The sequence below is a fragment of the Blastococcus sp. SYSU DS0619 genome (assembly GCF_054051035.1).
The window spans coordinates 19,523-45,793 of the sequence record NZ_JBJHAM010000012.1; the positions used below are offsets into that span (position 1 = coordinate 19,523).

A 26,271-nucleotide genomic window follows, 5' to 3' on the forward strand; every position below is an offset into this window, starting at 1 on the left:
GCTCGCTCCGGGGGCGCCGAGTGTCACGCGGGACAGGTCAGCGCGTCCACGGGTACCGCCAGGTCGATGAGGTAGGAGTTGACCGCGGCCGTCACGCACTCGGTCTTCGGGTAGGCGGTGTGCCCCTGCCCCTCCCAGGTGAGCAGGACGCCGCTGTCGAGGTCCTCGGCGAGGTCGACGGCGCCCGCCAGCGGGGTCACCGGGTCACCGACGTTGCCGATGACCAGGATCGGGTCGCTGCCCTCGGCGTCGCGCTCGGGGATGGGCGTGCGCTCGGCCTCCCACGCCGAGCACGTGTACAGACCGGCGGCCGAGCCGGCACCGAACAGCGGGTACGTGGCGCTCCACTCGGCGACCAGCTCCCGCACGCGCGTCTCCTCCACCGTCTCCTCGGTGTCGGCGCAGTTGATCGCCAGGTTCGCGTCGAACAGGTTGGAGTAGGTGCCGTCCTCGAGCCGGCCGCTGTAGTCGTCGGCCAGCGAGAACAGCGCCCGGGCGTCCCCGTTGCGGGCGGCCGCCAGGCCCTGTGCCAGCTGCGGCCAGGACGCGGTGTCGTACAGCGCGGCCTGCACCGCGGTGAGCACGACGCCGGGCGTGGCCTGCCGGGTCTCGCCGGGCTCGCTGCTCGGGATGGGCGTGGCCTGCGCCTGCGCGAGCAGCTCCTCGAGGAAGAGTCGGGGGTCGTCGCCCAGCGGGCAGCCGGCGATCAGGCCGCGGCAGTTCTCGGCGAAGGCGTCGAAGCCGGCCTCGAAGCCGGCGGCGCTGGCCTCGGCGTCGGCGATCGGGTCGGCGTCGGGGTCGACGGCGGCGTCGAGGACCATCGCGCGGACCCGGTCGGGGAAGAGCTCGGCGTAGGTGGAGCCGAGCGTGGTGCCGTAGGAGTAGCCGAGGTAGTTCAGCTGCTCCTCGCCGAGGGACTGGCGGATCTGCTCCATGTCCCGCGCGGTGTCCACGGTGTTGAAGGTGCCCAGCGCCTGGCCGTACTCCTCGGCGCAGCCCTCGGCCACCTCGTCGGTGAGTGCGAAGACGTCGTCGAGCTGCTCTGCGGTGGTGGGGCGTGGCTCCGCGGCGATCGCGCGGTCCTTGAGCTCCTTGGGGATGCACTCGACGGGGGTGGACAGCCCCACGCCGCGCGGGTCGAAGCCGACGATGTCGAAGCGGCGCAGCACGTCCTCGGGGAGGGTGAGCGCCAGCCCGATCGCGGCGTCCGCGCCGGAGCCGCCCGGCCCACCGGGGTTGACCATCAGCGAGCCGATGCGCTCGGTCTGGCCGGCCAGCACGGCGCGGACCAGGAACAGCGGCAGGGTCGCGCCGCCGGGCTCGTCGTAGTCGATGGGCACGTCGGTGCGGCCGCACTCGAACGCGATGTCGCGCTCGCTGCCCGGCTGCCCCTCGATCAGCGGCTGGATCTGCGCGTCGCAGTCGGTCCACTCGACGGGCGCTACCTCGGGCTCGGCCGGTGGCGTCGTCGTCGCGGCGGTCGGTTCCTCGGCGGTCTCGGCGAAGGAGGTGCAGCCGGTCAGTGCCAGCGGCAGGGCCAGCAGCAGGCCGGACGCGACGGCCGGGAGGCCACGGTGCAGACGCATGATCACGAGCGTAGGAGGCTCGCGCCACCGGTGCAGCGGTGCGCTCCCGATCGGGCGAACGGGTCGGCGGCGGAGGCGGTCCCGGTCACCGGTCCAGCACCTCGCCCAGGTCGTAGCGCACCGGCACGTCGAGCTGGTCGTACGTGCAGCTGAGCGGGTCCCGGTCGGGGCGCCAGCGCAGGAACTGGCCGGTGTGACGCAGTCGACGGCCCTCGAGCTGGTCGTACTTGATCTCCACCACCAGCTCCGGCCGCAGGGGCACCCAGGACAGGTCCTTCTTCGCGTTCCACCGGCTGACCGCACCGGGCATCCGGTTCTCCCCGTCCTGCTGCACCTGCGCGTTCGCCCAGTCCTGCCACGGGTGGCCGTCGAGCGCCTCCGCCCGGTAGGGCGCCAGCTCCTCGACGAGCTCGGCCCGGCGCTTCATGGGGAAGGACGCGGCCACGCCGATGTGCTGCAGCTGCCCCTCGTCGTAGAGCCCCAGGAGCAGCGAGCCGACGATCGGCCCGCTCTTGTGCCAGCGGAAGCCGGCGACCACGCAGTCCGCCGTCCGGACGTGCTTGACCTTGGTCATCAACCGCTGGTCGGGCCCGTAGGGCAGGTCGGCCGCCTTGGCGACGACGCCGTCGAGCCCCGCGCCCTCGAAGGTCTCGAACCAGCGCTGCGCGGTGGCCGGGTCACGGGTGACGCTCGTCAGGTGCACCGGCGGCCGGACGCCGTCCAGCGCGGCCTCGAGCCGGGCCCGCCGCTCCGCGAAGGGGACCTCGAGCAGCGACTCGTCCCCGAGGGCGAGCAGGTCGAAGGCGACGAACGAGGCCGGGGTCTGCTCGGCCAGCAGCCGCACCCGGGAGTCGGCGGGGTGGATGCGCTGCAGGAGCGCCTCGAAGTGCAGCCGGTCGCCGGCCGGGACGACGATCTCCCCGTCCACGACGCACCGCTCCGGCAGCGCTGCCCTGACCGCCTCGACCACCTCGGGGAAGTAGCGGGTCAGCGGCCGCTCGTTGCGGCTGCCCAGCTCGACCTCGTCGCCGTCGCGGAAGACGACGCAGCGGAAGCCGTCCCACTTGGGCTCGTAGAACATGCCGTCGCCGACCGGCAGCTTGGTCGCGGGCTTGGCCAGCATGGGCTTCACCGGCGGCATCACGGGCAGGTCCATGCCGGTCAGTCAAGCAGCAGGGGACGTCGTGCGGACGCCGGCCGACCGCACTGCGTGGCAGGGTGCGGGCATGTCCACCGTCTTCGCCACCACCATGGCACCCACCAAGCTCGAGCTCCTCGCCGGCTGGCTGCCCCGGCAGCCCTGGTACCGCGGCACGGGGACGCCGGAGCTGTCCCGCGCGGGCGGTTTCCGCCTGGACGACCCGGCCGGCGAGGTCGGCATCGAGCTGATGCTGGTCACCGACGGCACCGGGGCGGAGGCGACCACCTACTTCGTGCCGCTGACCTACCGGGCCGCGGCCCTGGACGAGGCGGCCGAGGGGCTGCTGGGCACCTCGGAGCACGGCGTCCTCGGCACCCGGTGGATCTACGACGCGGCGCACGACCCGGTCGCGGTGGCCCAGCTGCTCGCGTTCGTGGCCGGCGCGGTCGAGGCGCAGCACCAGAGCGAGAGCGACACCCTCGACCCCACCGTCGGCCGCTCCTGGGCCGGGACCGGGGAGCCGACCGCCGTCGAGCTGGTCCGGGTGCCCGGGCCCGGGACGCCCGGCACCGGTCCGGGGGCGGTCGAGGTGGACTGGACGCGGCCCGACGGGAGCACCGCGCGGGGCGTCGTCGCCGTCGTCCGGTAGCTAGCGCGCTGCCCCGACGCCGTACCGGGTGAACAGCACGCCGTCCTCCTCCAGCACCTGGCGCAGGTGCAGGGGGAGGACGTCGGCCAGCTCCTCGCCGAGCAGCCGGCTGCCGGCCGCCCCCACCAGCGCCGGCGCGAGGGAGAGGGCCAGGTCGTCGACGACCCCGGCCCGCAGCGCGGCACGGAACAGCTGCGGCCCGCCCTCGCACAGCACCTGCTCGAGGCCCTGCTCTGCCAGCCGGTCGAGGGCCAGCGGCAGGTCGACGTCGTCCTCCCCGCAGGTGAGCACCGTGACACCCGCCGCGGTCAGTGCCGCGCGGCGCCCCGGATCGGCCGCCTCGCAGGTGACCAGCACGGTGGGGGACACCGCGCCGGTCACCAGGGAGGCCCCCGGGTCCAGCGACGCCCGGCGGGAGACCACGACGACCGGCGCGGTCGCGGGCCGCCCGAGCGCGCTGCGCAGCCGGCCGACGGCGGAGTCGGCGGTGACCGGCCCGTACCCCTCGGCGGCCGTGGTGCCGTGCCCGACGAGGACCGCGTCGGCGAGCGCCCGCAGCAGCCGGAAGATGCGCCGGTCCCCGGGGGAGCCGAGGCCCCCGCTGCGCCCGTCCACGGTGACCGCGCCGTCGAGCGCGACGACGAAGTTGATCCGCAGCGAGCGGCCCGGGGGCAGCCGGTAGGCCTCCACCAACCCGGCGTCGTCCAGCTCGGCCGGGTCGGGCAGGAGGCGCCGCATCAGCGGGTGCTGACGACGGCTGCGCTCTCGGCCGGCAGCGTGATCGTGTCCCCGTCGACCGTCGGCAGCTCGTCGGTGCAGAAGAGGACGTCGGCCACCTGGCGGTCGAGGTCGATCTCCCGCGGCTCCCCGGCGAGGTTCGCCACCACCCGCAGCGAGCCCCGGTGCACCACCAGCCAGCGGTCGGCGTCGTCCCAGGAGACCTGCACGGCGGAGAGGTCGGGATCGACCAGGTCGGGGTGCGCGCGGCGCAGCGCCAGCAGCGACCGGTGCACGGCCAGCAGCCGCTCGTGCGGCTCCTGGGACAGCTCCGACCAGTCCAGCTTGGATCGGGTGAAGGTCTCCGGGTCCTGCGGGTCGGGGACGACGGCGGGGTCCCAGCCGTGCTCGGCGAACTCACCGATCCGGCCCTCGGCCGTGGCCCTGCCCAGCTCCGGCTCCGGGTGGCTGGTGAAGAACTGCCACGGCGTGGTCGCGCCCCACTCCTCGCCCATGAAGAGCATCGGCGTGAACGGGCCGGTGAGCACCAGGGTGGCGCCCACGGCGAGCAGGCCGGGGGAGAGGGTGGCCGAGATGCGGTCGCCGACGGCGCGGTTGCCGATCTGGTCGTGGTCCTGCAGGTAGGCGAGGAACTTCCAGCCGGGCAACCGGCTGGTGTCCACCGGCCGGCCGTGCGAGCGCCGCCGGAAGCTCGACCAGCTGCCGTCGTGGAAGAAGGCGCCGGTCAGCGTCTTCGCCAGCCCGGGCAGCCCGGCGTCGGCGAAGTCGGCGTAGTAGCCCTGGCCCTCCCCGGTCAGCGTGGTGTGCAGCGCGTGGTGGAAGTCGTCGCTCCACTGGGCGGCCAGCCCGGTGCCCCCGGCCGCGCGCGGGGTGACCATGCGCGGGTCGTTGAGGTCGCTCTCGGCGATGAGGGTGAGCGGCCGGCCGACGGCGACCGACAGGCTGTCCACCTCGACCGCCATCTGCTCGAGGATCGGCACGGCGCGCTCGTCGACGAGGGCGTGCACCGCGTCCAGGCGCAGGCCGTCGACGTGCATGTCGCGCAGCCACATCTGCACGTTGTCGAGGATGTAGCGGCGCACCTCGTCGGAGTCGGGCCCCGAGAGGTTGATCGACTCGCCCCAGGTGTTGGACCCGCCCTCGGCGAAGACGGGGAAGAACTCGGGCAGGTAGTTCCCCGAGGGCCCGAGGTGGTTGTAGACGACGTCCTGGATGACGCCGATGCCCTGCTGGTGGCAGGCGTCGACGAACCGCTGGTAGGCCTCGGGGCCGCCGTACTGCTCCTGCACCGTGTACCAGAGGACGCCGTCGTAGCCCCAGTTGTGCGTGCCGTTGAAGCCGTTCACCGGCAGCAGCTCGACGAAGTCGACGCCGAGGCGCACGAGGTGCCCCAGCCGGCCGATCGCGGCGTCGAGGGTGCCCTCGGGCGTGAACGTGCCGATGTGCATCTCGTAGACCACGCCGCCGGCCAGCTGCCGCCCGGTCCAGGCCCGGTCGCCCCACTCGTACGCGGACGGGTCGAAGAGGCGGGACAGGCCGTGCACGCCCTCGGGCTGCCGGCGCGAGCGTGGGTCGGGGCGCGGCGTGTCGCCGTCGTCCAGCAGGAAGCCGTAGTCGGCGTCGGGCCGGGCGTCGACCTCGGTGCGCCACCAGCCTCCGCCGTCCCGGCGCATGTCGTGGACGGCGCCGTCGACCTGCACGCGCACGCGCTCGGGCAGCGGGGCCCAGACGGCGAACTCGACGGGAGCGGGCATGCGGGGGCCTCCAGGGACGGTGCAGACGGGACACGCTGCTCATGCCCGTACGGCGGTCGGCCAACCGCCGACCAGGACACACCCCCCGCACGGACCTGCAGCCGCCGGCGTGCGCCCGGGCGGTCGCCGCATCAGACGTACCCACCCTGCCACGGCGAGCCGCGTCGCTCGCCCGGGCCCGGGTGGGAGCAGGCTGCCCCGGCTACAGTCGCCGGGCAGAGGGAGACCCCGTCCGTTCCCCGGCCAGACGGTTGCCGGACATGCAGGCGTTCCCCGCAGGAGGACTTCCCGATGCCCCGTAGCCGGCTGAACGCCGTCGTGCGTTCCCACCTGCAACCCGCGCACCGCCGGGTCGCCGGTCTGCTGCCACCGACCGCCCGGCGGCGGTACCTGTACCTGGCCGGGCACCGTCGCCTGCCCCGGCTGCGGGACCCGCGGACGTTCACCGAGAAGGTCAACTGGCGCATCCTGCGGGACCGCCGGCCGGAGCTGGCGTGGACCTGCGACAAGCTGGCGATGAAGGACCACGCCTACCGCTGCCAGCAGGAGGCCGGCCTGGCCGTGCCCGAGACGCTGTGGTCGGGGGACGACCTGGGCGCGGTGGCCGGCCGGGCGTTCGACCGGGCCTGGGTGCTCAAGCCCAACCACCGGAGCGGCCTGGTGCGGTTGGGGGGCGCCGCGCGCTCGATCGACACCTCGACGGTCCAGGCGACGCAGGAGTGGCTGCGGGACGACGAGAGCGTCCTGCTGGGGGAGTGGGCGTACAGCCGGGCCCGGCAGCTGTTCCTCGTCGAGGAGGACATCGCCGGGACCGGGCCGCTGGACGACTACAAGTTCTTCGTCTTCCACGGCGAGGTGGCCGCCATCCAGGTCGATCGAGGCCGGTTCACCAAGCAGCACGCACGCAACTACTACACACCCGAGTGGGAGCCCATCTCCGTCCAGAAGACGGTGCGGAGCGGCTCGCCGACCGCGGCACCGGGGAACCTGGCCGCCATGCTGCACGCGGCGGAGGTCCTCGGACGCTCCTTCGACTTCATGCGGGTCGACCTGTACAGCACCGGCGACGCGGTCTGGTTCGGCGAGCTCACGCCCTACCCGGGCGGGGGCGTCACGCGGTTCGAGCCCCCCGAGTTCGACTCGTGGCTCGGGGAGCGGTGGTCCCTGCCGACGCTGTCCCGCTGAGCTGTGGTGCGGAGGCGCCGCCGTGGCCCCACCGCTCGACGTCAGCGCCGCCGCAGCACGGCCAGCGCCGCGGCCGGCTCCCGCAGCGCCTTCCCGGTCTTGCGCACGAGATCGCGGACCGCGACCAGGACGGGGTTGGCGAACCGGACCCCCTCGCGGTGCGTCAGCCGGCAGGGCCGGCAGCGGCCGCACGGCCGGCCGTTCAGGGGACGGAAGCAGAACCAGCGCAGCAGCAGCAGGTCCAGGAAACCGGCGGACCGGGCGATCTCCCGCATCTCGTCCTTGGTCAGGTGGATGACGGGGAACGACCAGAACCGGAAGAGCTCCGACTCCGGTGAGCCGTCGAGCCGGCCCGGCTCGGCGAAGATCCGGCGCTGCCAGTCGCTGAGGCCGGACTCGTAGCGCTCGATGCAGAGCTCGACGCCCGACCACCCGAGCGACCGGGCCGGGCCGCTGAGCCACACGTACTGGGTGCCCATCGTCGTCTCCCGGCGCAGGCGTTCCCCGATCGCCGCGTCCTGCGGTCCCGGCGGGTGATCGCTCGCCAGCACCAGCCAGGTCGGGGCCAGCAGGGACGGGTCCGGCAGCCGGGCGAGCAGTCCCGCGCGCATGGCCTCCATGGCGCGCAGCTCGAACAGCGTGCTGGGCCGGCCGGTGTCGATCACGTAGATCGGCTGCACCGAGCGCCGCTCGACGAGCACGAGCTGCATCAACCGGAACGACGAGTCCCAGCCGCCCGTCCACAGGAGCTGCACCCGTTCGGTGTCAGGTCGTCCGGTCATGCGGCGCGATGCTACCCAGGTGAGCCGGTCCGGACCGGTCGACGGCGACGGTGCGACCAGGGCCGTCCGGGTCGGGAACCCGCAGCTGAGCAGTCCCGGACCCCTGGAGTTCAGCTACGGTTGGTCTATTGAGGCCTACCCAAAAGGACTCGCGAGGGGTAGGAGACGGTTCCGATGGTGCCGATCGGCAACACCCGGCGATTGATCATCGCGCTCAGCGCAGCTGCGATCGTCATCAATCTCGTGAGCCTCGTGCTGCGGCTGATCGCCACCGACCCGGCGAACGCGGCCGAGCTCGAGAGCGGTGCGCGGCAGCCGGTGTTCTTCGGGTACCAGGGGCTCCTGCGGATCTTCAGCGTCGACCAGGAGGCCAACCTGGCGTCCTGGTTGTCCGCGACGCTCCTGCTGCTCTCCGCCCTCGTCGTCTGGGGCATCGCGGCGGACCGGCGGGCCGCGGGGGACAGGTGGTGGCGGCACTGGGGGTTCCTCGCCGTCACCTTCGCCTACCTCTCCGCGGACGAGGCGGCCCGGCTGCACGAGTCGGCCGAGGTGGTGGTCGACTCCGTGATCGACGCAGGCGGGATCTTCTCGTTCGGCTGGATCCTGGTCGCGGCGCCGGTCGTCGTCGCGTTCGCGGTGACCTACCTCGGCTTCCTGCGGGCGCTGCCCCCGTCCATCGGTCGGCTCGTCGTGATCGCGGCCGTGCTCTACGTCGGCGGGGCGATGGGCGTGGAAGCCATCGGCGGCCTCGCCTACGACCTCAACGGGGGCGAGAAGGGCAGCCTGGCGTTCGTCCTGGCCTCCTCGGTCGAGGAGTCGCTGGAGATGGCCGGCGCGATCGTCTTCCTGGCAGCCATGATCTCGATGTCCCGCCGGACCGTCGGGTCCGCCGGACGACCGGCCGGTCTGGCGGAGCAGCGACCGGGCCCCTCCCCGTCCTGACCTCCTGAGCGGTGCCGGTGGGTCCACCCGGAGCTCACGTGCACGGCGCCGCGCGTCGCGGACCAGCAGCGCCACCAGCCGCGTGAGCCGTTGCCGAGCCGTCCGGATCACCTGATCGGTGGTGGGTGTCCCTCCGCGGAGGGGTTACGGAACGCGTCGTGCCACGTAGTCTCGCCGCGGCCGCGGCACGTCTGCGTCCGTTCCCCGGCCAGACGGTTGCCGGACATGTTCGCGTTCCCCGCAGGAGGACTTCCCGATGCCCCGTAGCCGGCTGAACGCCGTCGTGCGTTCCCACCTGCAGCCCGCGCACCGCCGGGTCGCCGGTCTGCTGCCGCCGACCGCCCGGCGGCGGTACCTGTACCTGGCCGGACAGCGGCGCCTGCCCCGGCTGCGGGACCCGCGGACGTTCACCGAGAAGGTCAACTGGCGCATCCTGCGGGACCGCCGGCCGGAGCTGGCGTGGACCTGCGACAAGCTGGCGATGAAGGACCACGCCTACCGCTGCCAGCAGGAGGCCGGCCTGGCCGTGCCCGAGACGCTGTGGTCGGGGGACGACCTGGGCGCGGTGGCCGGCCGGGCGTTCGACCGGGCCTGGGTGCTCAAGCCCAACCACCGGAGCGGCCTCGTGCGGTTCGGGGCGGCCTCGGACGTCATCGACGCGTCGATCGTGGCGGAGACGCGGGAGTGGCTGCGGAACGACCAGAGCGCGCTGCTGGGGGAGTGGGCCTACTGCAAGGCCCGGAACCTGTTCCTCGTCGAGGAGGACATCGCCTGCGGCGGCGGCCCGCTGGACGACTACAAGTTCCTGGTCTTCGACGGCAGGGTCGCCGCGATCCAGGTGGACCGGGGCAGGTTCACGGCCGACCAGACCCGGCGCTACTACACCCCCGACTGGGAGCCGGTCCCGGTCCAGCTCGTCGTGCCGAGCGGACCGCCGATCGCGGCGCCGGCGAACCTGACCGCCATGCTGCACGCGGCGGAGGTGCTCGCCCGCCCCTTCGACTTCATGCGGGTCGACCTGTACAGCACGGGTGACACGGTCTGGTTCGGCGAGCTGACGCCGTATCCCAGCGGGGGCGTCATGCGGTACGAGCCGCGGGCGTTCGACGTGTGGCTCGGGGAACAGTGGTCCCTGCCGACGTCGGTCGGCCCGACGCCGAGCGACCAGTACGCGCCCAGCGTGGTTCCGGAGGCACCGGGACCACGCTGAGCGCGCACTCGACGTGCGGCGGCGCGGCTCCTCAGTCGCGGACGAGCAGCGCCACCGGCAGCCGGGTGAGCAGGGCGTCGAGGGCGATCCCGGCGACGTCGGAGACCACGCGCTCGCCGGTGAGCAGGTCGCGCCAGGCGCCGTTGGGCAGCTGGAGCGCCGTGTCACCCCAGCCGTCGGCGGCCAGGCGGGCCGGCAGCCGGGTCGCCACGACGACGACGCTCCCGCGGTCGTAGGCGATCACCTGCTCCGCGGCCGACCCGGTCACCCCGACGGGCTCGTAGCCGGTGAACCACTCGGCGTGGTCCCGCCGGGCCCGCAGCGTGCGTGAGGTCACGAGCAGCTTGGCCGCACCGGTCTCGTCGACGGCCGGCACCTCGCCGTCGTCCAGGGCGGCCAGCAGCTTGCGGCGCAGCGCGTAGTCGACCGGCCGGCGGTTGTCCGGGTCGACCAGGGAGAAGTCCCACAGCTCGGTGCCCTGGTAGACGTCGGGGACGCCCGGCATCGTCAGCTGCAGCAGCTTCTGGGTGAGCGAGTTCGACCAGCCCAGCGGCGCGATCCGGGTGACGAAGGCGTCGAGCTCCGCCGTCGTCGCCGGGTCGTCGAACGCGGCGTCGACCAGCGCGTGCAGCTGCTCCTCGAACTCCTGGACCGGGTTCGTCCAGGTGGTCGAGGTGCCCGCCTCGCGGGCCGCCTTCTCCGCGTAGGCGTGCGCCCGCTCCCGCGACAGCGGCCACGCCCCGACGAGGTTCTGCCACACCAGGTGGGCCAGCGGGCGGTCGGCCAGCGGGTGCCGGGCCTGCCAGCCCCGCACCAGCTGCGCCCACTCGGTCGGGATCTCGGCCAGCACCGCGAGGCGGGCGCGCACGTCCTCGCTGCGCTTGGTGTCGTGGGTGGAGAGCGTCGTCATGCCCTGCGGGTACCGCGCCAGCCGGCGGACCTGCGCCTCGTGGAACTCGCCGACCGTGCTGCCGAAGCGCGCCGGGTCGCCGCCCACCTCGTTGAGCGCGACGAACCGCGCCCACCGGTAGTAGGCGCTGTCCTCCACCCCCTTGGCCATGACCGGGCCGCTGGTCTGCTCGAACCGGGTGGCCGCCTCGCTGCCAGCCTGCGACAGCACCGGGTGCAGCGCGTCGAGGGCGGGGACGAGGTCCGGCCGGCGTTCGCGCACGGCCGACACCGTGGCGTCGAGGTGCTCCCGGCCGTCGGGCAGGTAGCTGCGGTAGACCCCGAAGGTGGCGAGCAGCTCGGCCAGCGCCTCGGTCTGCTGCGCGCGGTCGATGCCGGGCAGCTCGCCGATGACGCGGACCAGCCGGGCCACCTCGGAGCCGAGCATCCCGTCGGTGACCTCGCGCTTGCAGTCGTGCACCAGCTGCGCGTAGTCCACGGCGTGGCCGGCGAGCTCGGTGTCCAGTGCGGTGAGCGCGGCCTCGCCGGCGGGGTCGACGAGCACCTCGTCGACCTCGGCGAGCGCGTCGTACCCGGTGGTCCCCGCCGTCGCCCAGCCGTCGGGGAGGTCCTCGCCCGGCTCCAGGATCTTCTCGACGACGGTCCAGCGGTTCTCCGATGCCTCGGCGAGGCGGTCGAGGTAGCCCTTCGGATCGGCCAGGCCGTCCGGGTGGTCGATCCGCAGCCCGTCGACGGCGCCGTCGCGCACGAACCGCAGCACCAGCTCGTGGGTCGCGTCGAAGACCGCGGGGTCCTCCACCCGCAGCCCGGCGAGCGTGTTGATCGCGAAGAACCGGCGGTAGTTCAGGTCGGAGTCGGCACGCCGCCAGTCGACCAGCTCGTAGTGCTGCCGGGCGTGCACCTCCTGCGGGCTGCCGCTCCCGGTCCCGGGCGCGATCGGGAAGCGGTTGTCGTAGTACCGCAGCTCCCCGTCTGCGCCGTCCCCACCCTCCCGGCCGACCACCTCCAGCTTCTCGACGTCGTCGGCGGAACCCAGCACGGGGATGCGGACCTTGCCGCCGCCGAACTCCCAGTCGATGTCGAAGGCCGCGGCGTGCACGCTGTCCCGCCCGTGCTTGAGCACGTCCCACCACCACGGCGCCGCCGACGGGTCGTCGACGCCCATGTGGTTGGGCACCAGGTCCAGCACCAGGCCGAGGCCGTGCTCGTGCAGCGCGGCGACGAACCGGTCGAAGCCGGCCTGCCCGCCGCGGGCCTCGTCGACGTGCGCGTGGTCGACGGTGTCGTAGCCGTGCGTGCTGCCCTCCGCCGACCGGAGCAGGGGAGAGGAGTAGGCGTGGGTCACGCCGAGGTCGGCGAGGTACCCGGCGACGTCCGCGGCGTCCTGCAGCGGGAAGCCGGCGTGCACCTGCAGCCGGTACGTCGCCGCGGGGGGCTCGCGACGGCGTTCGCTCCCGGGCACCTGGATCGGCTGCGTCACTGGGCGGGACCCGTCAGGACGATGAGCGAGCGGCCCTGGACGGTGACGGTCTCGCCGGGCTTGACCTCGACCGGCTCCACCTCGTTCATCTCGGCGGTGTCGAGCACCGTCGTCCAGCTGCGCGAGTAGTCGTCGCTGGGCAGCGTGAAGTCGATGGGCTCGGCCGAGGCGTTGAACGCCAGGTAGAAGTGGTCGTCGGAGAGGTACTCGCCCCGCTCGTCGGTCTCCCGGATCCCGACGCCGTTGAGGTAGACCGCCACGGACTTGGCGTAGCCGACGTCCCAGTCCTCGTCGGCCATCTGCTCACCGGACGGGGCCAGCCAGGCGAGGTCGGGCACCGGGTCGCCCAGCCCGCGGCGCACCGGCCGGCCGTGGAAGAAGCGGCGACGGCGGAACGTCGGGTGGTCGCTGCGGAGCTTGGTCACCTTCTTGGTGAACTCCAGCAGCCCCTCGTCGACGTTCTCCCAGTCGATCCAGGTCAGCTCGGAGTCCTGGCAGTAGCCGTTGTTGTTGCCGCCCTGGCTGCGGCCCAGCTCGTCGCCGTGCAGCAGCATCGGCACGCCCTGGCTCAGCATCATCGTGGCGATGAAGTTGCGCCGCTGCTGCGCCCGCAGCTGGAGGATCTCCGGGTCGTCGGTGGGCCCCTCCACGCCGTGGTTCCAGCTGCGGTTGTGGCTCTCGCCGTCGTTGTTGCCCTCGCCGTTGGCCTCGTTGTGCTTCTCGTTGTACGAGACGAGGTCGTTGAGCGTGAAGCCGTCGTGCGCGGTGACGAAGTTGATGCTGGCGAACGGACGTCGTCCCGAGTGCTGGTAGAGGTCGGACGAGCCGGAGATCCGGTCGGCGAACTCGCCGACGGTCCCGCCCTCGCCGCGCCAGAAGTCGCGGACGGTGTCGCGGTACTTGCCGTTCCACTCGGTCCACAGCGCCGGGAAGTTGCCGACCTGGTAGCCGCCCTCGCCGACATCCCAGGGCTCGGCGATCAGTTTCACCTGGCTGACCACCGGGTCCTGGTGCACGAGGTCGAAGAAGGTGGCCAGCCGGTCGACGGCGTGCAGCTCACGGGCCAGGGCGGAGGCGAGGTCGAAGCGGAAGCCGTCGACGTGCATCTCGGTGACCCAGTACCGGAGCGAGTCCATGATCAACTGGAGCGACTGCGGCGTCCGGACGTTGAGCGTGTTCCCGGTGCCGGTGAAGTCCATGTAGTAGCGCTCGTCGCCCTCGACGAGCTTGTAGTACGTCCGGTTGTCGATCCCCCGGAACGACAGCGTCGGGCCGTTGTGGTTGCCCTCGGCGGTGTGGTTGTAGACGACGTCGAGGATCACCTCGATACCCGCCTCGTGCAGCGCCCGGACCATGCCCTTGAACTCCTGCACGTGCTGCCCGGCGGTGGTGTCGCTGGCGTACTCGTTGTGCGGGGCGAAGAAGCCGATCGTGTTGTAGCCCCAGTAGTTGCGCAGGCCCTTCTGCTGCAGGGTGTCGTCCTGGACGAACTGGTGCACCGGCAGCAGCTCGATCGCGGTGATGCCCAGGTCCTGCAGGTGCTCGATGGTCGCGGGGTGCGCCACGCCGGCGTACGTGCCGCGCAGCTCCTCGGGGATCCGCGGGTTGGTCATCGTGAGGCCCTTGACGTGGGCCTCGTAGATGACCGTCTTGTTGTAGGGGGTCTTCGGCGGCCGGTCCACGCCCCAGTCGAAGAACGGGTTGACGACGACGGACTTCGGCATGTGCGCCGCCGAGTCCTCGTCGTTGCGCTCCTTGGTCTCGAAGTCGTAGCCGAACACCGACGGATCCCAGTCGATCTGCCCGTCGATCGCCTTGGCGTACGGGTCGAGCAGCAGCTTGTTCGGGTTGCAGCGCAGGCCCTGGGCCGGGTCGTAGGGACCGTGCACGCGGAAGCCGTACTTCTGGCCCGGGTGGATGCCGGGGAGGAAGGCGTGCCACACGTAGCCGTCCATCTCCGGCAGCCGGATGCGCTCCTCGTTCCCCTGCTCGTCGAACAGGCAGAGCTCCACCTTCTCGGCGACCTCGCTGAAGATGGCGAAGTTGGTGCCGGTGCCGTCGTACGTGGCGCCGAGCGGGTAGGCAATTCCGGGCCACACCTGGGTCATGTTGGGGAGTTCCTCCTGCGCAGGGCGCCCCGTGGCTGGGGGCGGGTGACCCGGTACATGCTCGCGCAACCGGATCGGGACGGGCGTCGGGACCCCGTTGCCCGCGCGGGGGGCCCGCCACACCTCGGCGGCGTGTGAGACGTGCCGGGAACCCGCCGCGCACCGGCCGCACCCGTCGGAGCACCGCCCCAGGGGCCGACGACGCCCCCCGCGGCGGGCCGCGGGGGGCGTCGTGCGCAGGTCCGGCCTCGGTGCCACCGGTCGCCCGGCCGGAGGCCTGCGGGCGTCGCACCCCTCCAGGGGCCGGGACCGGCGCGCCGGGTCCGACCTCGCCCGGGCCTCCCCGGGTGGCGCTGGTCCTCGGCGCGGACCGCTCCTGCGACCCGGGACGCTAGGGCGGTCACGGGCCGGAGACAAGTACCCCGCCCCGCCGCTCCCGCCCCCGGTGCCCCAGCGGTCGCCGGGCGGCGCTCGCGACGCGTCCTGTCACACCCGCGACGTACCTTCGGAGGCGTGCGCACGACCACCGATCTCCGGCCCACCCAGGGGCGCTTCCGCGTCGTCAGCGAGTTCGAGCCCTCGGGCGACCAGCCGGCGGCGATCAAGGCGCTCGCCGAACGGGTGGACGCGGGGGAGAAGGACGTCGTCCTGCTGGGCGCCACCGGTACCGGGAAGTCGGCGACGACGGCCTGGCTGATCGAGCAGGTGCAACGCCCGACGCTGGTGATGGCGCCGAACAAGACCCTCGCCGCGCAGCTGGCCAACGAGTTCAAGGAACTCATGCCCGATGCGGCGGTCGAGTACTTCGTGTCGTACTACGACTACTACCAGCCCGAGGCGTACGTCCCGCAGACCGACACCTACATCGAGAAGGACTCCTCGATCAACGAGGAGGTCGAGCGGCTGCGGCACTCGGCCACCAACAGCCTGCTCACCCGCCGCGACGTCATCGTGGTCTCCACCGTCTCGTGCATCTACGGCCTGGGCACGCCCCAGGAGTACGTCGAGCGGGCGCTCAAGATCGGGGTGGGGGAGGAGCGCGACCGCGACGAGCTGCTGCGCACGCTGGTCACCGAGCAGTACACCCGCAACGACCTCTCCTTCACCCGCGGCACGTTCCGCGTGCGCGGCGACACGATCGAGATCTTCCCGGTCTACGAGGAGCTGGCCGTCCGGATCGAGATGTTCGGCGACGAGGTGGAGCGGCTCTACTACCTGCACCCGCTCACCGGCGAGGTCGTCCGCGAGGTCGAGGAGCTGTTCGTCTTCCCGGCCAGCCACTACGTCGCCGGTCCCGACCGCATGGAGCGGGCGATCAGCTCCATCGAGGCGGAGCTGGAGGTGCGGCTGGCGGAGCTGGACAAGCAGGGCAAGCTCCTGGAGGCCCAGCGGCTGCGCATGCGCACCACCTACGACATCGAGATGATGCGCCAGGTCGGCTTCTGCTCCGGCATCGAGAACTACTCCCGGCACATCGACGGGCGCAGCCCCGGCTCGGCCGGCGCCTGCCTCATCGACTACTTCCCGGACGACTTCCTCCTGGTGATCGACGAGTCGCACGTGACCGTGCCGCAGATCGGCGGCATGTACGAGGGCGACATGAGCCGCAAGCGCACGCTGGTCGAGCACGGCTTCCGGCTGCCGTCGGCCATGGACAACCGCCCGCTGAAGTGGGAGGAGTTCACCGACCGGATCGGCCAGACGGTCTACCTCTCGGCGACGCCGGGGAACTACGAGCTCGGCCGCACCCAGGGCGAGTTCGTCGAGCAGGTGATCCGGCCGACCGGCCTGATCGACCCGGAGGTCGTCGTCAAGCCGACCAAGGGCCAGATCGACGACCTGGTCCACGAGATCCGGCTGCGCACGGAGAAGGACGAGCGCATCCTCGTCACCACCCTGACCAAGAAGATGGCCGAGGACCTCACCGACTACCTGCTCGAGCTGGGCATCAAGGTGCGGTACCTGCACTCGGAGGTCGACACCCTCCGGCGGGTGGAGCTGCTCCGGGAGCTGCGGCAGGGCGAGTACGACGTGCTGGTCGGCATCAACCTGCTCCGCGAGGGCCTCGACCTGCCCGAGGTCTCGCTGGTCGCCATCCTCGACGCCGACAAGGAGGGCTTCCTCCGGTCAGGCACCTCGCTGATCCAGACGATCGGCCGCGCGGCACGCAACGTCTCCGGCCAGGTGCACATGTACGCCGACAAGATCACCCCGTCCATGGCGCTGGCCATCGACGAGACGAGCCGCCGGCGCGAGAAGCAGATCGCCTACAACACCGAGCGCGGCATCGACCCCCAGCCGCTGCGGAAGAAGATCGTCGACATCCTCGACGGCATCTACCGCGACGCCGAGGAGGCCGAGGGCGCCACCGAGCTGCTCGGCGGCTCCGGGCGGCAGCAGTCGCGGGGCAAGTCGCCGGTGCCCGGGCTGTCGTCGAAGGGCAAGGCGAAGGCCGGGTCGATCGACGTCCAGGGGCTGCCCCGCGCGGAGCTGGCCGACCTGATCACGCAGATGAACGAGCAGATGCTCGCCGCCGCCCGCGAGCTGCAGTTCGAGGTGGCCGCCCGTCTGCGGGACGAGCTGAACGAGCTGAAGAAGGAGCTGCGCCAGTTCGACGCGGCGCACGCCTGATCCCGGAGAGCGACGTACGTCACAGCTGACGTACGTTCGCGGCACACCCCACCCCGGCGAGAGGCTCCCGCGTGCCCCCGTTGCGTGTCCGGCGTCCGAGCGGTGGCCCGACGGCCGCCACGATCGCGCTCACCGCTGCCCTGTCCCTGACCGCCGCACCGGCGCTGGCCGGTCCCGGCGGCCCCTCGCTGCCCACCGAGGCGCCCGGTCCCGACGGCTCATCGCTGTCCTCGGCCATCACCGCCGTCGAGGCGACGACCAGCCCGCTGCGCGTCGGTGACGAGACGTGGGAGCGCACCACCGGCGTGGTGCACGGCGTGGTCGACCCGGGCGAGCAGGTCGCCGGTCTCGACGCCCTCGTCATGGACGACGAGGGCTACCGCTACAGCGCGGAGTTCGAGGTCATCGCGCCCCCCGGCGGCGGCGTCCAGGACGTCGTCCTCGTCGAGGCGGAGAACCGCGGCCGGCCCGCCGTCCTGCTCACCCTGGAGCAGTTCGCCCTCGCGTCGACGGCGAGCAACCCGACCGCCGCCGTCTACCCCGAGGGCCTCGGGATCGGGTTCCTGGCCGAGCAGGACGTGTCCTACGCCCGCGTGCAGTGGGAGACCGGCATCGCCGCCGGCGTGCCCGCCACCGCCCAGGGCGTCGGCGAGGTCATCGTGCGCGACTTCGGCCGCCTGCTCGAGCAGTCGGCGCCCCGGCCCACCGGCGCCGCAGCCCTGCCGTCCTACCGGTCCTCGGTCCTGGCCGGCATCAGCCAGAGCGCGTGGTTCGTCGACACGTTCGTGGCCGAGGGCTTCAACGTCGACGACCGCACCGGCCGGGGTGTCTACGACGCCGCCCTCGCGGTGTCCGGGGCCGGCAACTGGCTGGCGATCAACCAGCTCGCCGGCGACGCGCCCCAGCGGCCCTACGCCCTGGAGGACGGCGTCCCGCTCCGCCGCGACGAGATCCTCACGCGCCGGACCAGCGATCCGCTCTTCGTCGACGTCGCCACCTACACCGACTACTACCGCCTGCGCGCCAGCCTGACGGCCGAGCGGGGACATGCCCGTGGCGGTGTCCGCTACGACTGGCCGGCGCCGCACGCGGGCCTCAACTACGCCGACGCGCTGGTGTTCGGCGCCCTCGGGTGCAACGGCGGGGCCGTCGTGGGGCGCAACCCGCTGACCTACGACCCGTACCTGCGCACCCTGGTGGCCGACCTCGCGGCGATCGTTACCCCCGGCGGCGCGAACCGCGGCCTGCTGCCCGAGCCTGCGGTGTTCCAGCTCCGGCCCGCCCCGGCCGACGACCCGGCCGTGTTCAACGGCCTGCCCGGCGTGCAGCTCGCCGTCCCCGTGGTCGACCGGGACACCGCCCAGCCGCGCGGCGGCGTCCGGTTCCCCGACGCCGTCGTCCCCCTGGGTCGGCCGGTGCCCGTCGCGCTGTCGCCGGTCGGCACGTCGTCGATCACCGACGTGTGCGGCAACTGGGGCGGATGGCAGCCGTTCACCGCCGAGGAGCTGCAGGCCCGGTACGGGACGGTCGAGGGCTACCTGACCCGCTACGCCGCCGCCGTCGACCAGCAGATCCGGGCCGGCTACCTCGCCGCCGCCGAGCGCGAGCGGATGCTGGCCGGCGCCCGCGCGGCATACCTGGCCGCGACCTCCTGAGACGCCGTCCAGGTCCGGCGCTCCGCCGGGCCCGGGAGGCGCCGGGAACAAGGACGGCGCGCTCCTCGTTGAGCGCGAAGACCCGGGGGGCCGGTACACGGCTGCCCGGGGTTCCTGCCGCCGTGGTGGCGGGGACCGCGGAGGGGAGTATCCCGCTGCGGTGGCGTCGTCATCACGGGCCTCCCGGCCCCGGCGCCACCGGCCGACCGGCATCCCGGGCGGTGGGAGAGACCTCCGGTACTGACGACTGCCAGTGACCGGAGGAATCCTTGGACGTCCCCTTCTGGGTGTGGGCCGTGACGATCGGCGTGATCGTGGCCATGCTCGCCTTCGACTTCGTGGGCCACGTGCGCACGCCGCACGCGCCCACCCTGCGCGAATCAGCCATCTGGTCGGGGGTGTACGTCGGCATCGCCGTCGTCTTCGGCGGCCTCATCTTCTGGTTCTACGGCGCCCGGTACGGCGGTGAGTACTTCGCCGGCTACATCACCGAGAAGAGCCTCTCGGTCGACAACCTGTTCGTCTTCGTGCTGATCATGGCCAGCTTCGGCGTCCCGCGGCAGCTGCAGCAGAAGGTGCTGCTGTTCGGCATCGCCTTCGCACTGGCGCTGCGCACCGTCTTCATCCTGGTCGGCGCCGCCGCGATCGAGAACTTCAGCTGGGTCTTCTACCTCTTCGGCGCGATCCTCATCTACACCGCCTGGGTCCAGGCGCGCAGCGGCGGGCACAACAAGGAGGAGGACTACGAGGAGAACGCCGTCCTCCGGCTGACCCGCCGGGTGCTCCCGACCACGGAGGAGTACCACTCCGACCGACTGTCGGTCCGGCTCGACGGCAAGCGCTTCATCACGCCGCTGGCCATCGCCCTCATCGCCATCGGCACCGCCGACGTGATCTTCGCCGTCGACTCGATCCCGGCGATCTTCGGGCTGACCCAGGAGACGTACCTCGTCTTCACGGCCAACGCCTTCTCGCTGCTGGGGCTGCGGCAGCTGTTCTTCCTCATCGACGGGCTGCTCGACCGGCTGGTGTACCTGGCCTACGGGCTGGCCGTGATCCTCGGCTTCATCGGGTACAAGCTCGTCGTCCACGCCCTGCACACCAACGAGCTGTCCTTCATCAACTCCGGTGAGCACGTCACGTTCATCCCCGAGGTGCCGACCTGGCTCTCCCTCGCGGTCATCCTGGTCACCCTGACGGTGACGACGGTGGCCAGCCTGGCCCGGAGCCGCCGGGACCGGGAGGAGCACGCCCGCCTGCGGGCGGAGACCGCCATCCCGGAGGCGCCGGCCGGGCTGGCCGCCGAGGAGCGGCCCGCGGGTGCCGACCCGGCGGTCCGGACGGACGCCACCCCCGACCCGCTCGGCCGCGGCGTGGGGGACGGCCACCCGTCGGACGGTCCGGACGCGGACGGCAGGACGGCGCGCCGGGCGGACGGATCGCTCCGGCGGTAGACAGCGGAGCGCCGGGGTACGGTGTGCGCCACGTACCCCGGTGCTCGCAGTCGAAGGCGCCTGCACGGCGACGGGGTCGCACGATGGAGGGGAGTATCCCCCCGCGGCAGTGTCGTCATCACGAGATCCCACGATCTCCGGTGCTGCCGGTCGTCGGCCCTGGGCCGGCGATGGGAGAGACCTCCGGTGCCGACGCCTGTCTCCGGAGGAACTCGCCCGCATGGAACTCCCCGTCTGGTTCGAGGTCGCGACGTTCGTGGGGCTCACCGTCCTGCTGCTCGCCGACCTCGCGATCGTCGCCCGCCGCCCGCACGAGCCCTCCATCAAGGAGGCGAGTCTCTGGGTGAGCTTCTACGTCAGCCTGGCGCTGATCTTCGGCGTCCTCATGCTGGCGTTCACCAACGGCACGTACGCCACGGAGTTCTACGCGGGCTGGCTGACCGAGTACTCGCTCTCGGTCGACAACCTCTTCGTCTTCGTGATCATCATGGCCCGCTTCCAGGTGCCGCGGAAGTTCCAGCAGGAAGCGCTGATGATCGGCATCATCATCGCCCTCGTCCTGCGCGGGATCTTCATCCTGATCGGTGCCGTGGTCATCGAGCGGTTCGTGTGGGTCTTCTACATCTTCGGTGTCTTCCTGATCTACACGGCGATCAACCTCGTCAAGCACCGCGGTGAGGACGAGGACTACGAGGAGAACGCCTTCATCCGGCGGATGCGCAAGATCCTGCCGATCACGAAGGACTACCACGGCGCGAAGATCCGGGTGACCGAGAACGGCAAGAAGATGTGGACGCCGATGATCGTGGTGATCCTGGCGCTCGGCACGACGGACCTGATCTTCGCCCTCGACAGCATCCCGGCGATCTTCGGGCTCACCCGCGAGCCGTTCATCGTCTTCACGGCCAACGTCTTCGCCCTCATGGGGCTGCGGCAGCTCTACTTCCTGCTCGGTGGCCTGCTGAAGCGGCTGGTGTACCTCTCGCTGGGGCTCGCCGTCATCCTGGCCTTCATCGGCGTCAAGCTGATCCTGGAGGCCCTGCACGAGAACCAGCTGCCGTTCGCCGGCGAGCGCGAGCCCCTCGAGAACATCCCCGAGATCCCGATCTGGCTCTCGCTCTCGATCATCCTGGGCGTGCTCGTCATCGCCACGGTGGCCAGCCTGGTGAAGACCCGTGGTCAGTTCGCCACCGCCGGGCCGCCGGACGTCGACCCCGAGGTGGCGAAGTCCGTGCCGACCGGCGGTCCCGAGGCCGCGGCGGCGGCCGAGGCGCGGCTCGCCGAGCAGGACGACCCCGGCGAGGGCTCCGGCCGGCGCTGAGGACCGCCGCCCCCGCACGGGGGCGGCGGCCCCGCCGGGCAGCTCGGCTAGCGTCGCCGGCATGCGGCCGACCGACCTCGCGCTCCTGCGCGTCCCCGGGACGCCGGCGGTGTCCCCGGACGGTCGGATGGCGGTGGTGGCCGTCGGCCGGCCCGACCTGGACGCCGACGAGTACCGCAGCCAGCTGTGGGCGGTCCCGACCGACGGCTCGGCCCCGGCCCGGCCCCTGACCTCCGGTCACCGCGACACCGACCCGGTGTTCTCCCCGGACGGGCGGTGGCTGGCCTACCGGGGTGCGGAGGCCGGCGGCCCCCCGCAGCTGCGGGTGCTGCCCGCCGCCGGCGGTGCGCCGCGCCGGCTGACCGACCATCCCCTCGGCGCCGGTGCGCCGGTGTGGTCCCCGGACTCGCGCCGGCTGGCCTACGTCGCACGGGTCCCCGAGCACGGCCGCTACGGCACCGTGCCCGGGGTCGACGCGGCCGCCGAGCCACCCCGCCTGATCACGACGCTGGCGTACCGCGTGGACGGCGTGGGATACCTCCGCGACCGGCCCAGCCAGGTCTTCGTCGTCGCGCTGCCGGCCGACTTCGCCGACGACACCACTCCGCGGCCGCGGCCGGTCCAGGTGACCACGGGTGACGCCGACTGCACCGACGTCACCTGGCGGCCCGACGGCGCGGAGCTGGCGTTCGTGTCGGCGCGCCACGAGCGGGCCGGCCGCGACCTGGTCCGCGACGTGCACGCCGTCCGGCCCGACGGCACGGGCTTGCGCCGGCTCACGGAGTCCCGCGCCGACTGCGCGCACCCCGCCTACACCGCCGACGGTGCGTCGCTCGTCGTCACCGCCGTCCCCGACCTCGGCCCCGACGGCCTCGACGTCGTCGCCCGGCAGGCGGTGCCCTGCCGGCTGCCCGCCGGGGGCGGTCCGCTCGTGCCGTTGCTCGACCCGGCGCTGCACCAGCGGGGGGACGCCACCGCGGCGACCGTGCTGACCGACGACGCCGTGCTGGTGGGCGTGGAGCGACGGGGCTCGGTCGAGCTGCTCCGCGTGCCCCTGGACGGCGGGGCGCCCGAGACCCTGGTCGAGGGGCCGTTCGTGGTCCGGGGCATCGCGGCGGCCGCGGGGGTCGTCGTGGCCACCGTCGCGCACGACCGGTCCGCGGGGGAGCTCCTGGCCCTGACCGGTGGTGGGCGCCGGCTGCTCACCGGGTTCGGCCGCGAGCTGGGTGCCACCGGCCGGCTGCACCGGGCGCAGGAGCACACCGCCACCGCGCGGGACGGCTACCCGGTGCACGGCTGGGTCACCACGCCCCCGGGGCCCGGCCCGCACCCGGTGCTCCTGACCATCCACGGCGGGCCGTTCCGCCAGTACGACCGGGCGCTGCTCGACGAGACGCAGGTGTACGTAACGGCGGGGTATGCGGTGGTGCAGTGCAACCCCCGCGGGTCGTCCGGCTACGGCGCGGAGCACGGCCGCGTCCTCCGCGGCGCGTGGGGCGGTCCGGACGCCGACGACGTCCTGGCGTTCCTCGACCAGGCGCTGACCGATCCGGCGCTCGACGCGGACCGGGTGGGGATCGCGGGGGGCTCCTACGGCGGGTACCTGACCGCCCTGCTGATCGGCCGCACCGACCGGTTCGCCGCCGCGGTGGTGGAGCGGGCGGTCACCGATCCGGCCGGCTTCACCGGCTCCTCCGACGTCGGCTGGTACCTGGTCGACCAGTACCTCGGCACCGATCCCGGCCGGGTCGCCGCGCACAGCGCGCTCGCCTCCGCGGGATCGATCAGCACACCGACCCTGGTCGTCCACGCGGAGGACGACTGGCGGACGCCCCTGGAGCAGGGCCAGCGGCTGTACGTGGAGCTGGCGCGGCGGGGTGTCCCGACGGAGCTGCTGCTGTTCCCGGGCGAGGGTCACGACCTGCCGCGCACCGGTCGGCCGAAGCACCGGCTGGCGCGCCTGGAACACCTCCTGCGGTGGTGGGCGCGGTGGCTCCCCGGAACGGGGGGAGGGAGCCGGGCGGCCGACCCCGCGGAGGCCGTCGCCACCGGTGCGTCGGCGGTCCGGTCGCGCTGACGGTCGGTCAGCTCCGGCAACCGTCCGTGACAGGGCGTCGCCCAGCGTGTCGTGACCTGGCACACAGAGAATGCGCAGGTCAGCAACGGTGATCCGCTGGCTCGGCGGACGACGGCCGGCTCCCGGGGACGGCCCCGGCCGCTCCGTCGGCGTGAGCGCCCCCTATGCAACAGGGGTCGCGGAGGCGAAGGTCCCGGTGTCGACAACGGTGTCGACTGCCGGCGGCCACCCCGCCGGCGAGCACCGATCGAAGGGATCGAGCGTGAGCCAACGACGGACCGCGTCCGCACGACGGACGGCGGCTCGCACCACCGCCCTGGGCAGCAGCGCACTGCTGTTCACCCTGGCGCTGCCCACCACCGCCATCGCCGCACCGCGCGACTCGTGCGACCGCCGGCACAACATCACCTACGAGAAGCTGCTGGAGTGCGTGGACCTCGAGGACGTGCTCGAGCACGAGCGCGCCTTCCAGGCGATCGCCGACAACAGCGACGACCCGGACTACCCGGGCAGCCGCGCGGCGGGCACGGACGGCTACGCCGACAGCGTGGAGTACGTCGCCGGCATGCTGCGGGACGCCCGCATGGACGTCACGCTGGACCCCGTCGAGGTCACGGTCAACTTCCCCGCCGAGCTGCGGCAGCTCACCCCGGTGGCGGCCGAGTACGAGACCGGGGTCTTCACCGGGAGCGGCTCGGGCGAGGTGGAAGGGGCCGTGGTCCCCGTCGACATCGCGCTGACGGATCCGGCCGCCTCGACGAGCGGCTGCGAGGCGGAGGACTTCACCGGTCTGAACTTCTCCGGTCCGAGTGACATCGCGCTGGTCCAGCGAGGCTTCTGCAACTTCGGGGACAAGGCCCGCAACGCCGAGAACGCCGGAGCGGAGGCCGTGGTCATCTTCAACCAGGGCAACGGCGAGGACCGGATGGAGCTGATCGTCGCCAACGCGGCCACCCTGGGCGACGGCAGCACGGTGACCCACGGCATCCCCGTGGTCGGCGCCAGCTTCCCGCAGGGCGAGGCCCTCGCCGTCGAGGGTGCGACCGCCTACGTGAACGTGCTCCCGGCGGAGACGCGCACCGACTACAACGTGATCGCGGAGGTGCGGGGCCGGGACAAGAACAACGTCGTCATGGCCGGCGCCCACCTGGACAGCGTCGAGGTGGGGTCGGGCATCAACGACAACGGTTCGGGCTCGGCGGCGCTGCTCGAGACAGCGCTGTCGATGGCCAGCATGAAGCCGCACAACACGCTGCGGTTCGCCTGGTGGGCGGCCGAGGAGCAGGGGCTGGTCGGCTCGACCAGTTACGTGGAGAAGCTGTCGCAGGCCGAGCGTGACCGGATCGCCCTCTACCTGAACTACGACATGATCGGCTCGCCGAACTACGTCCAGATGGTCTACGACGCCGACCAGTCGACGTGGGAGGCGCCGGTGCCGATCCCCGAGGGCTCCACGGCCATCGAGGACCTCTTCGAGTCGTACTACACCAAGATCGGTGTGCCGTACGACGACGCCGAGTACTCCGGGCGCAGCGACTACCAGGCGTTCATCAACGCCGGGATCCCGTCCGGTGGTCTCTTCACCGGCGCGGAGGTCGTGAAGACCCCGGAGCAGGAGGCGATCTGGGGTGGCACCGCGGGTGAGTCGTTCGACCCGTGCTACCACCAGGCCTGCGACGACATCGACAACCTCGCCCTGGACGCGCTGGACGTCAACAGCGACCTCATGGCCTTCGCCATGCTCACCTACGCCTTCTCCACGGAGTCGGTGAACGGCGTCCGGGGCCGGCCGGTCCCCGGGCCGGCGTTCGAGCTGCCCGCTCCGGCAGGCGCGGAGGGCACGTTCGTCGAGGCCGCCGGCGGCGGTGGCCTCGAGCACGACCACGGTCACGGCCACGACACCACGGGCTGACCGCTGACGGTGGCGCGGCCGCACCGGCCGCGCCACCGTCGGTCCACCGAGCCGCCGCCGGCGTCCCGCGGGGACGTCGGCGGCGGCTCGTCGGCTACCGGGCCTCGTCCAGGCGGCGGACGACACGGGCGGGGTTGCCCACCGCGACCACGTCGGCCGGCAGGTCGCGGGTGACGACGGCGCCCGCCCCCACGACGGTGTTCGCGCCGATGGTCACGCCGGCCAGCACGATGGCGCCGCCGCCCAGCCAGACGTTGTCGCCGATGACGATGGGCAGCGCGGCCTCCCACTTCTGCCGCCGCGGCTCCGCCTCGACCGGATGGGTGGGTGTCAGCAGCTGGACGTTGGGCCCGATCTGCACGTCGTCGCCGATGGTGATGGGCGCGACGTCGAGGGCCACCAGGCCGAAGTTCGCGAAGCAGCGGGCGCCGATCGAGAGGTGGCGGCCGTAGTCGACCCGCAGGGGCGGCCGGAGCTCGGTGCCCTCGCCGATCGAGGCCAGCAGCTGCTCCAGCAGCCGGCGGCGCAGCGGGCCCTGGCGCACCGACGTCGCGTTGTAGGCGTCGGCGAGGTCCAGCGCCCGGGAGCTGAGCTCGCCGAGCTCAGGATCGTCGGCGAGGTACGGCTCGCCGGCCAGCATCCGCTCCCGCATCGAGCGGCCGTCGTCCTCCGGTGCGGTCGTCATGCGGCGAACCTACGCAGCCGCGCGCGGCCCACGTGCCCACGGGAACGCCGTC

Annotated in this window: 18 protein-coding genes; 10 read left to right on the forward strand and 8 right to left on the reverse strand. The window is 72.7% G+C overall.

Annotation, left to right across the window (positions count from 1 at the left end; translation table 11 throughout):
- Positions 1-23 precede the first annotated feature (23 nt).
- Positions 24-1,586 carry an alpha/beta hydrolase gene (locus ACI79T_RS13980; protein ID WP_456610676.1) on the reverse strand — a complete coding sequence of 521 codons (1,563 nt, stop codon included), beginning with the start codon at positions 1,584-1,586 and terminating at the stop codon, positions 24-26.
- A gap of 85 nt (positions 1,587-1,671) precedes the next feature.
- Positions 1,672-2,742, reverse strand: a complete 1,071-nt coding sequence (locus ACI79T_RS13985) for an ATP-dependent DNA ligase (RefSeq protein ID WP_456610677.1) — start codon at positions 2,740-2,742, stop codon at positions 1,672-1,674.
- Positions 2,743-2,812: 70 nt separating this feature from the next.
- Between ACI79T_RS13985 and ACI79T_RS13990 the strand changes: the two genes are divergently transcribed.
- Complete coding sequence (locus ACI79T_RS13990; protein ID WP_456610678.1) at positions 2,813-3,376, forward strand: maltokinase N-terminal cap-like domain-containing protein; 564 nt, start codon at positions 2,813-2,815, stop codon at positions 3,374-3,376.
- Here ACI79T_RS13990 and ACI79T_RS13995 read toward each other — a convergent pair whose 3' ends face one another.
- Together ACI79T_RS13995 and treZ are read right to left on the reverse strand one after the other, a co-directional pair.
- Entirely contained in the window at positions 3,377-4,114 is a 738-nt protein-coding gene (locus ACI79T_RS13995; RefSeq protein ID WP_456610679.1) for a dihydrofolate reductase family protein, read from the reverse strand.
- A complete protein-coding gene (gene treZ / locus ACI79T_RS14000) occupies positions 4,114-5,868 on the reverse strand; it encodes a malto-oligosyltrehalose trehalohydrolase (RefSeq protein WP_456610680.1) in 1,755 nt (584 codons plus the stop codon). The genes ACI79T_RS13995 and treZ overlap by 1 nt, the downstream gene beginning before the upstream one ends.
- Before the next feature lie 291 nt (positions 5,869-6,159).
- On the opposite strand from treZ, the gene ACI79T_RS14005 reads away from it, so the two are divergent.
- A complete protein-coding gene (locus tag ACI79T_RS14005; protein WP_456610681.1) occupies positions 6,160-7,053 on the forward strand; it encodes an ATP-grasp fold amidoligase family protein in 894 nt (297 codons plus the stop codon).
- A gap of 41 nt (positions 7,054-7,094) precedes the next feature.
- Here ACI79T_RS14005 and ACI79T_RS14010 read toward each other — a convergent pair whose 3' ends face one another.
- A complete protein-coding gene (locus ACI79T_RS14010; protein ID WP_456610682.1) occupies positions 7,095-7,835 on the reverse strand; it encodes a hypothetical protein in 741 nt (246 codons plus the stop codon).
- Between the two features lie 174 nt (positions 7,836-8,009).
- Here ACI79T_RS14010 and ACI79T_RS14015 point away from each other — a divergent pair, with 174 nt between their 5' ends.
- On the forward strand, positions 8,010-8,777 hold the full coding sequence (locus ACI79T_RS14015) for a hypothetical protein (protein ID WP_456610683.1): 768 nt from the start codon (positions 8,010-8,012) through the stop codon (positions 8,775-8,777).
- A gap of 256 nt (positions 8,778-9,033) precedes the next feature.
- The gene (locus ACI79T_RS14020; protein ID WP_456610684.1) at positions 9,034-9,987 is read left to right on the forward strand and encodes an ATP-grasp fold amidoligase family protein; all 954 of its coding nucleotides are present in this window, start codon (positions 9,034-9,036) and stop codon (positions 9,985-9,987) included.
- Between the two features lie 31 nt (positions 9,988-10,018).
- Here the strand turns inward: ACI79T_RS14020 and treY are convergent, their stop codons facing one another.
- Positions 10,019-12,376, reverse strand: a complete 2,358-nt coding sequence (gene treY, locus ACI79T_RS14025; RefSeq protein ID WP_456610685.1) for a malto-oligosyltrehalose synthase — start codon at positions 12,374-12,376, stop codon at positions 10,019-10,021.
- A complete protein-coding gene (gene glgX, locus ACI79T_RS14030) occupies positions 12,373-14,484 on the reverse strand; it encodes a glycogen debranching protein GlgX (RefSeq protein WP_456610686.1) in 2,112 nt (703 codons plus the stop codon). The genes treY and glgX overlap by 4 nt, the downstream gene beginning before the upstream one ends.
- A 513-nt stretch (positions 14,485-14,997) precedes the next feature.
- Between glgX and uvrB the strand changes: the two genes are divergently transcribed.
- The 6 genes from uvrB (at position 14,998) to ACI79T_RS14060 (ending at position 25,534) form a co-directional block, all read left to right on the forward strand.
- Complete coding sequence (gene uvrB, locus ACI79T_RS14035) at positions 14,998-17,115, forward strand: excinuclease ABC subunit UvrB (RefSeq protein ID WP_456610687.1); 2,118 nt, start codon at positions 14,998-15,000, stop codon at positions 17,113-17,115.
- Between the two features lie 71 nt (positions 17,116-17,186).
- Positions 17,187-18,770, forward strand: a complete 1,584-nt coding sequence (locus tag ACI79T_RS14040) for an alpha/beta hydrolase domain-containing protein (RefSeq protein ID WP_456610688.1) — start codon at positions 17,187-17,189, stop codon at positions 18,768-18,770.
- Positions 18,771-19,039: 269 nt separating this feature from the next.
- On the forward strand, positions 19,040-20,224 hold the full coding sequence (locus ACI79T_RS14045) for a TerC/Alx family metal homeostasis membrane protein (RefSeq protein WP_456610689.1): 1,185 nt from the start codon (positions 19,040-19,042) through the stop codon (positions 20,222-20,224).
- A gap of 220 nt (positions 20,225-20,444) precedes the next feature.
- The gene (locus ACI79T_RS14050; RefSeq protein ID WP_456610690.1) at positions 20,445-21,545 is read left to right on the forward strand and encodes a TerC family protein; all 1,101 of its coding nucleotides are present in this window, start codon (positions 20,445-20,447) and stop codon (positions 21,543-21,545) included.
- A 61-nt stretch (positions 21,546-21,606) separates the two neighbouring features.
- The gene (locus ACI79T_RS14055; protein ID WP_456610691.1) at positions 21,607-23,622 is read left to right on the forward strand and encodes a S9 family peptidase; all 2,016 of its coding nucleotides are present in this window, start codon (positions 21,607-21,609) and stop codon (positions 23,620-23,622) included.
- Positions 23,623-23,884: 262 nt separating this feature from the next.
- On the forward strand, positions 23,885-25,534 hold the full coding sequence (locus ACI79T_RS14060; protein WP_456610692.1) for a M28 family metallopeptidase: 1,650 nt from the start codon (positions 23,885-23,887) through the stop codon (positions 25,532-25,534).
- A 94-nt stretch (positions 25,535-25,628) separates the two neighbouring features.
- Here ACI79T_RS14060 and ACI79T_RS14065 read toward each other — a convergent pair whose 3' ends face one another.
- Complete coding sequence (locus ACI79T_RS14065) at positions 25,629-26,219, reverse strand: sugar O-acetyltransferase (protein WP_456610693.1); 591 nt, start codon at positions 26,217-26,219, stop codon at positions 25,629-25,631.
- Positions 26,220-26,271 lie beyond the last annotated feature (52 nt).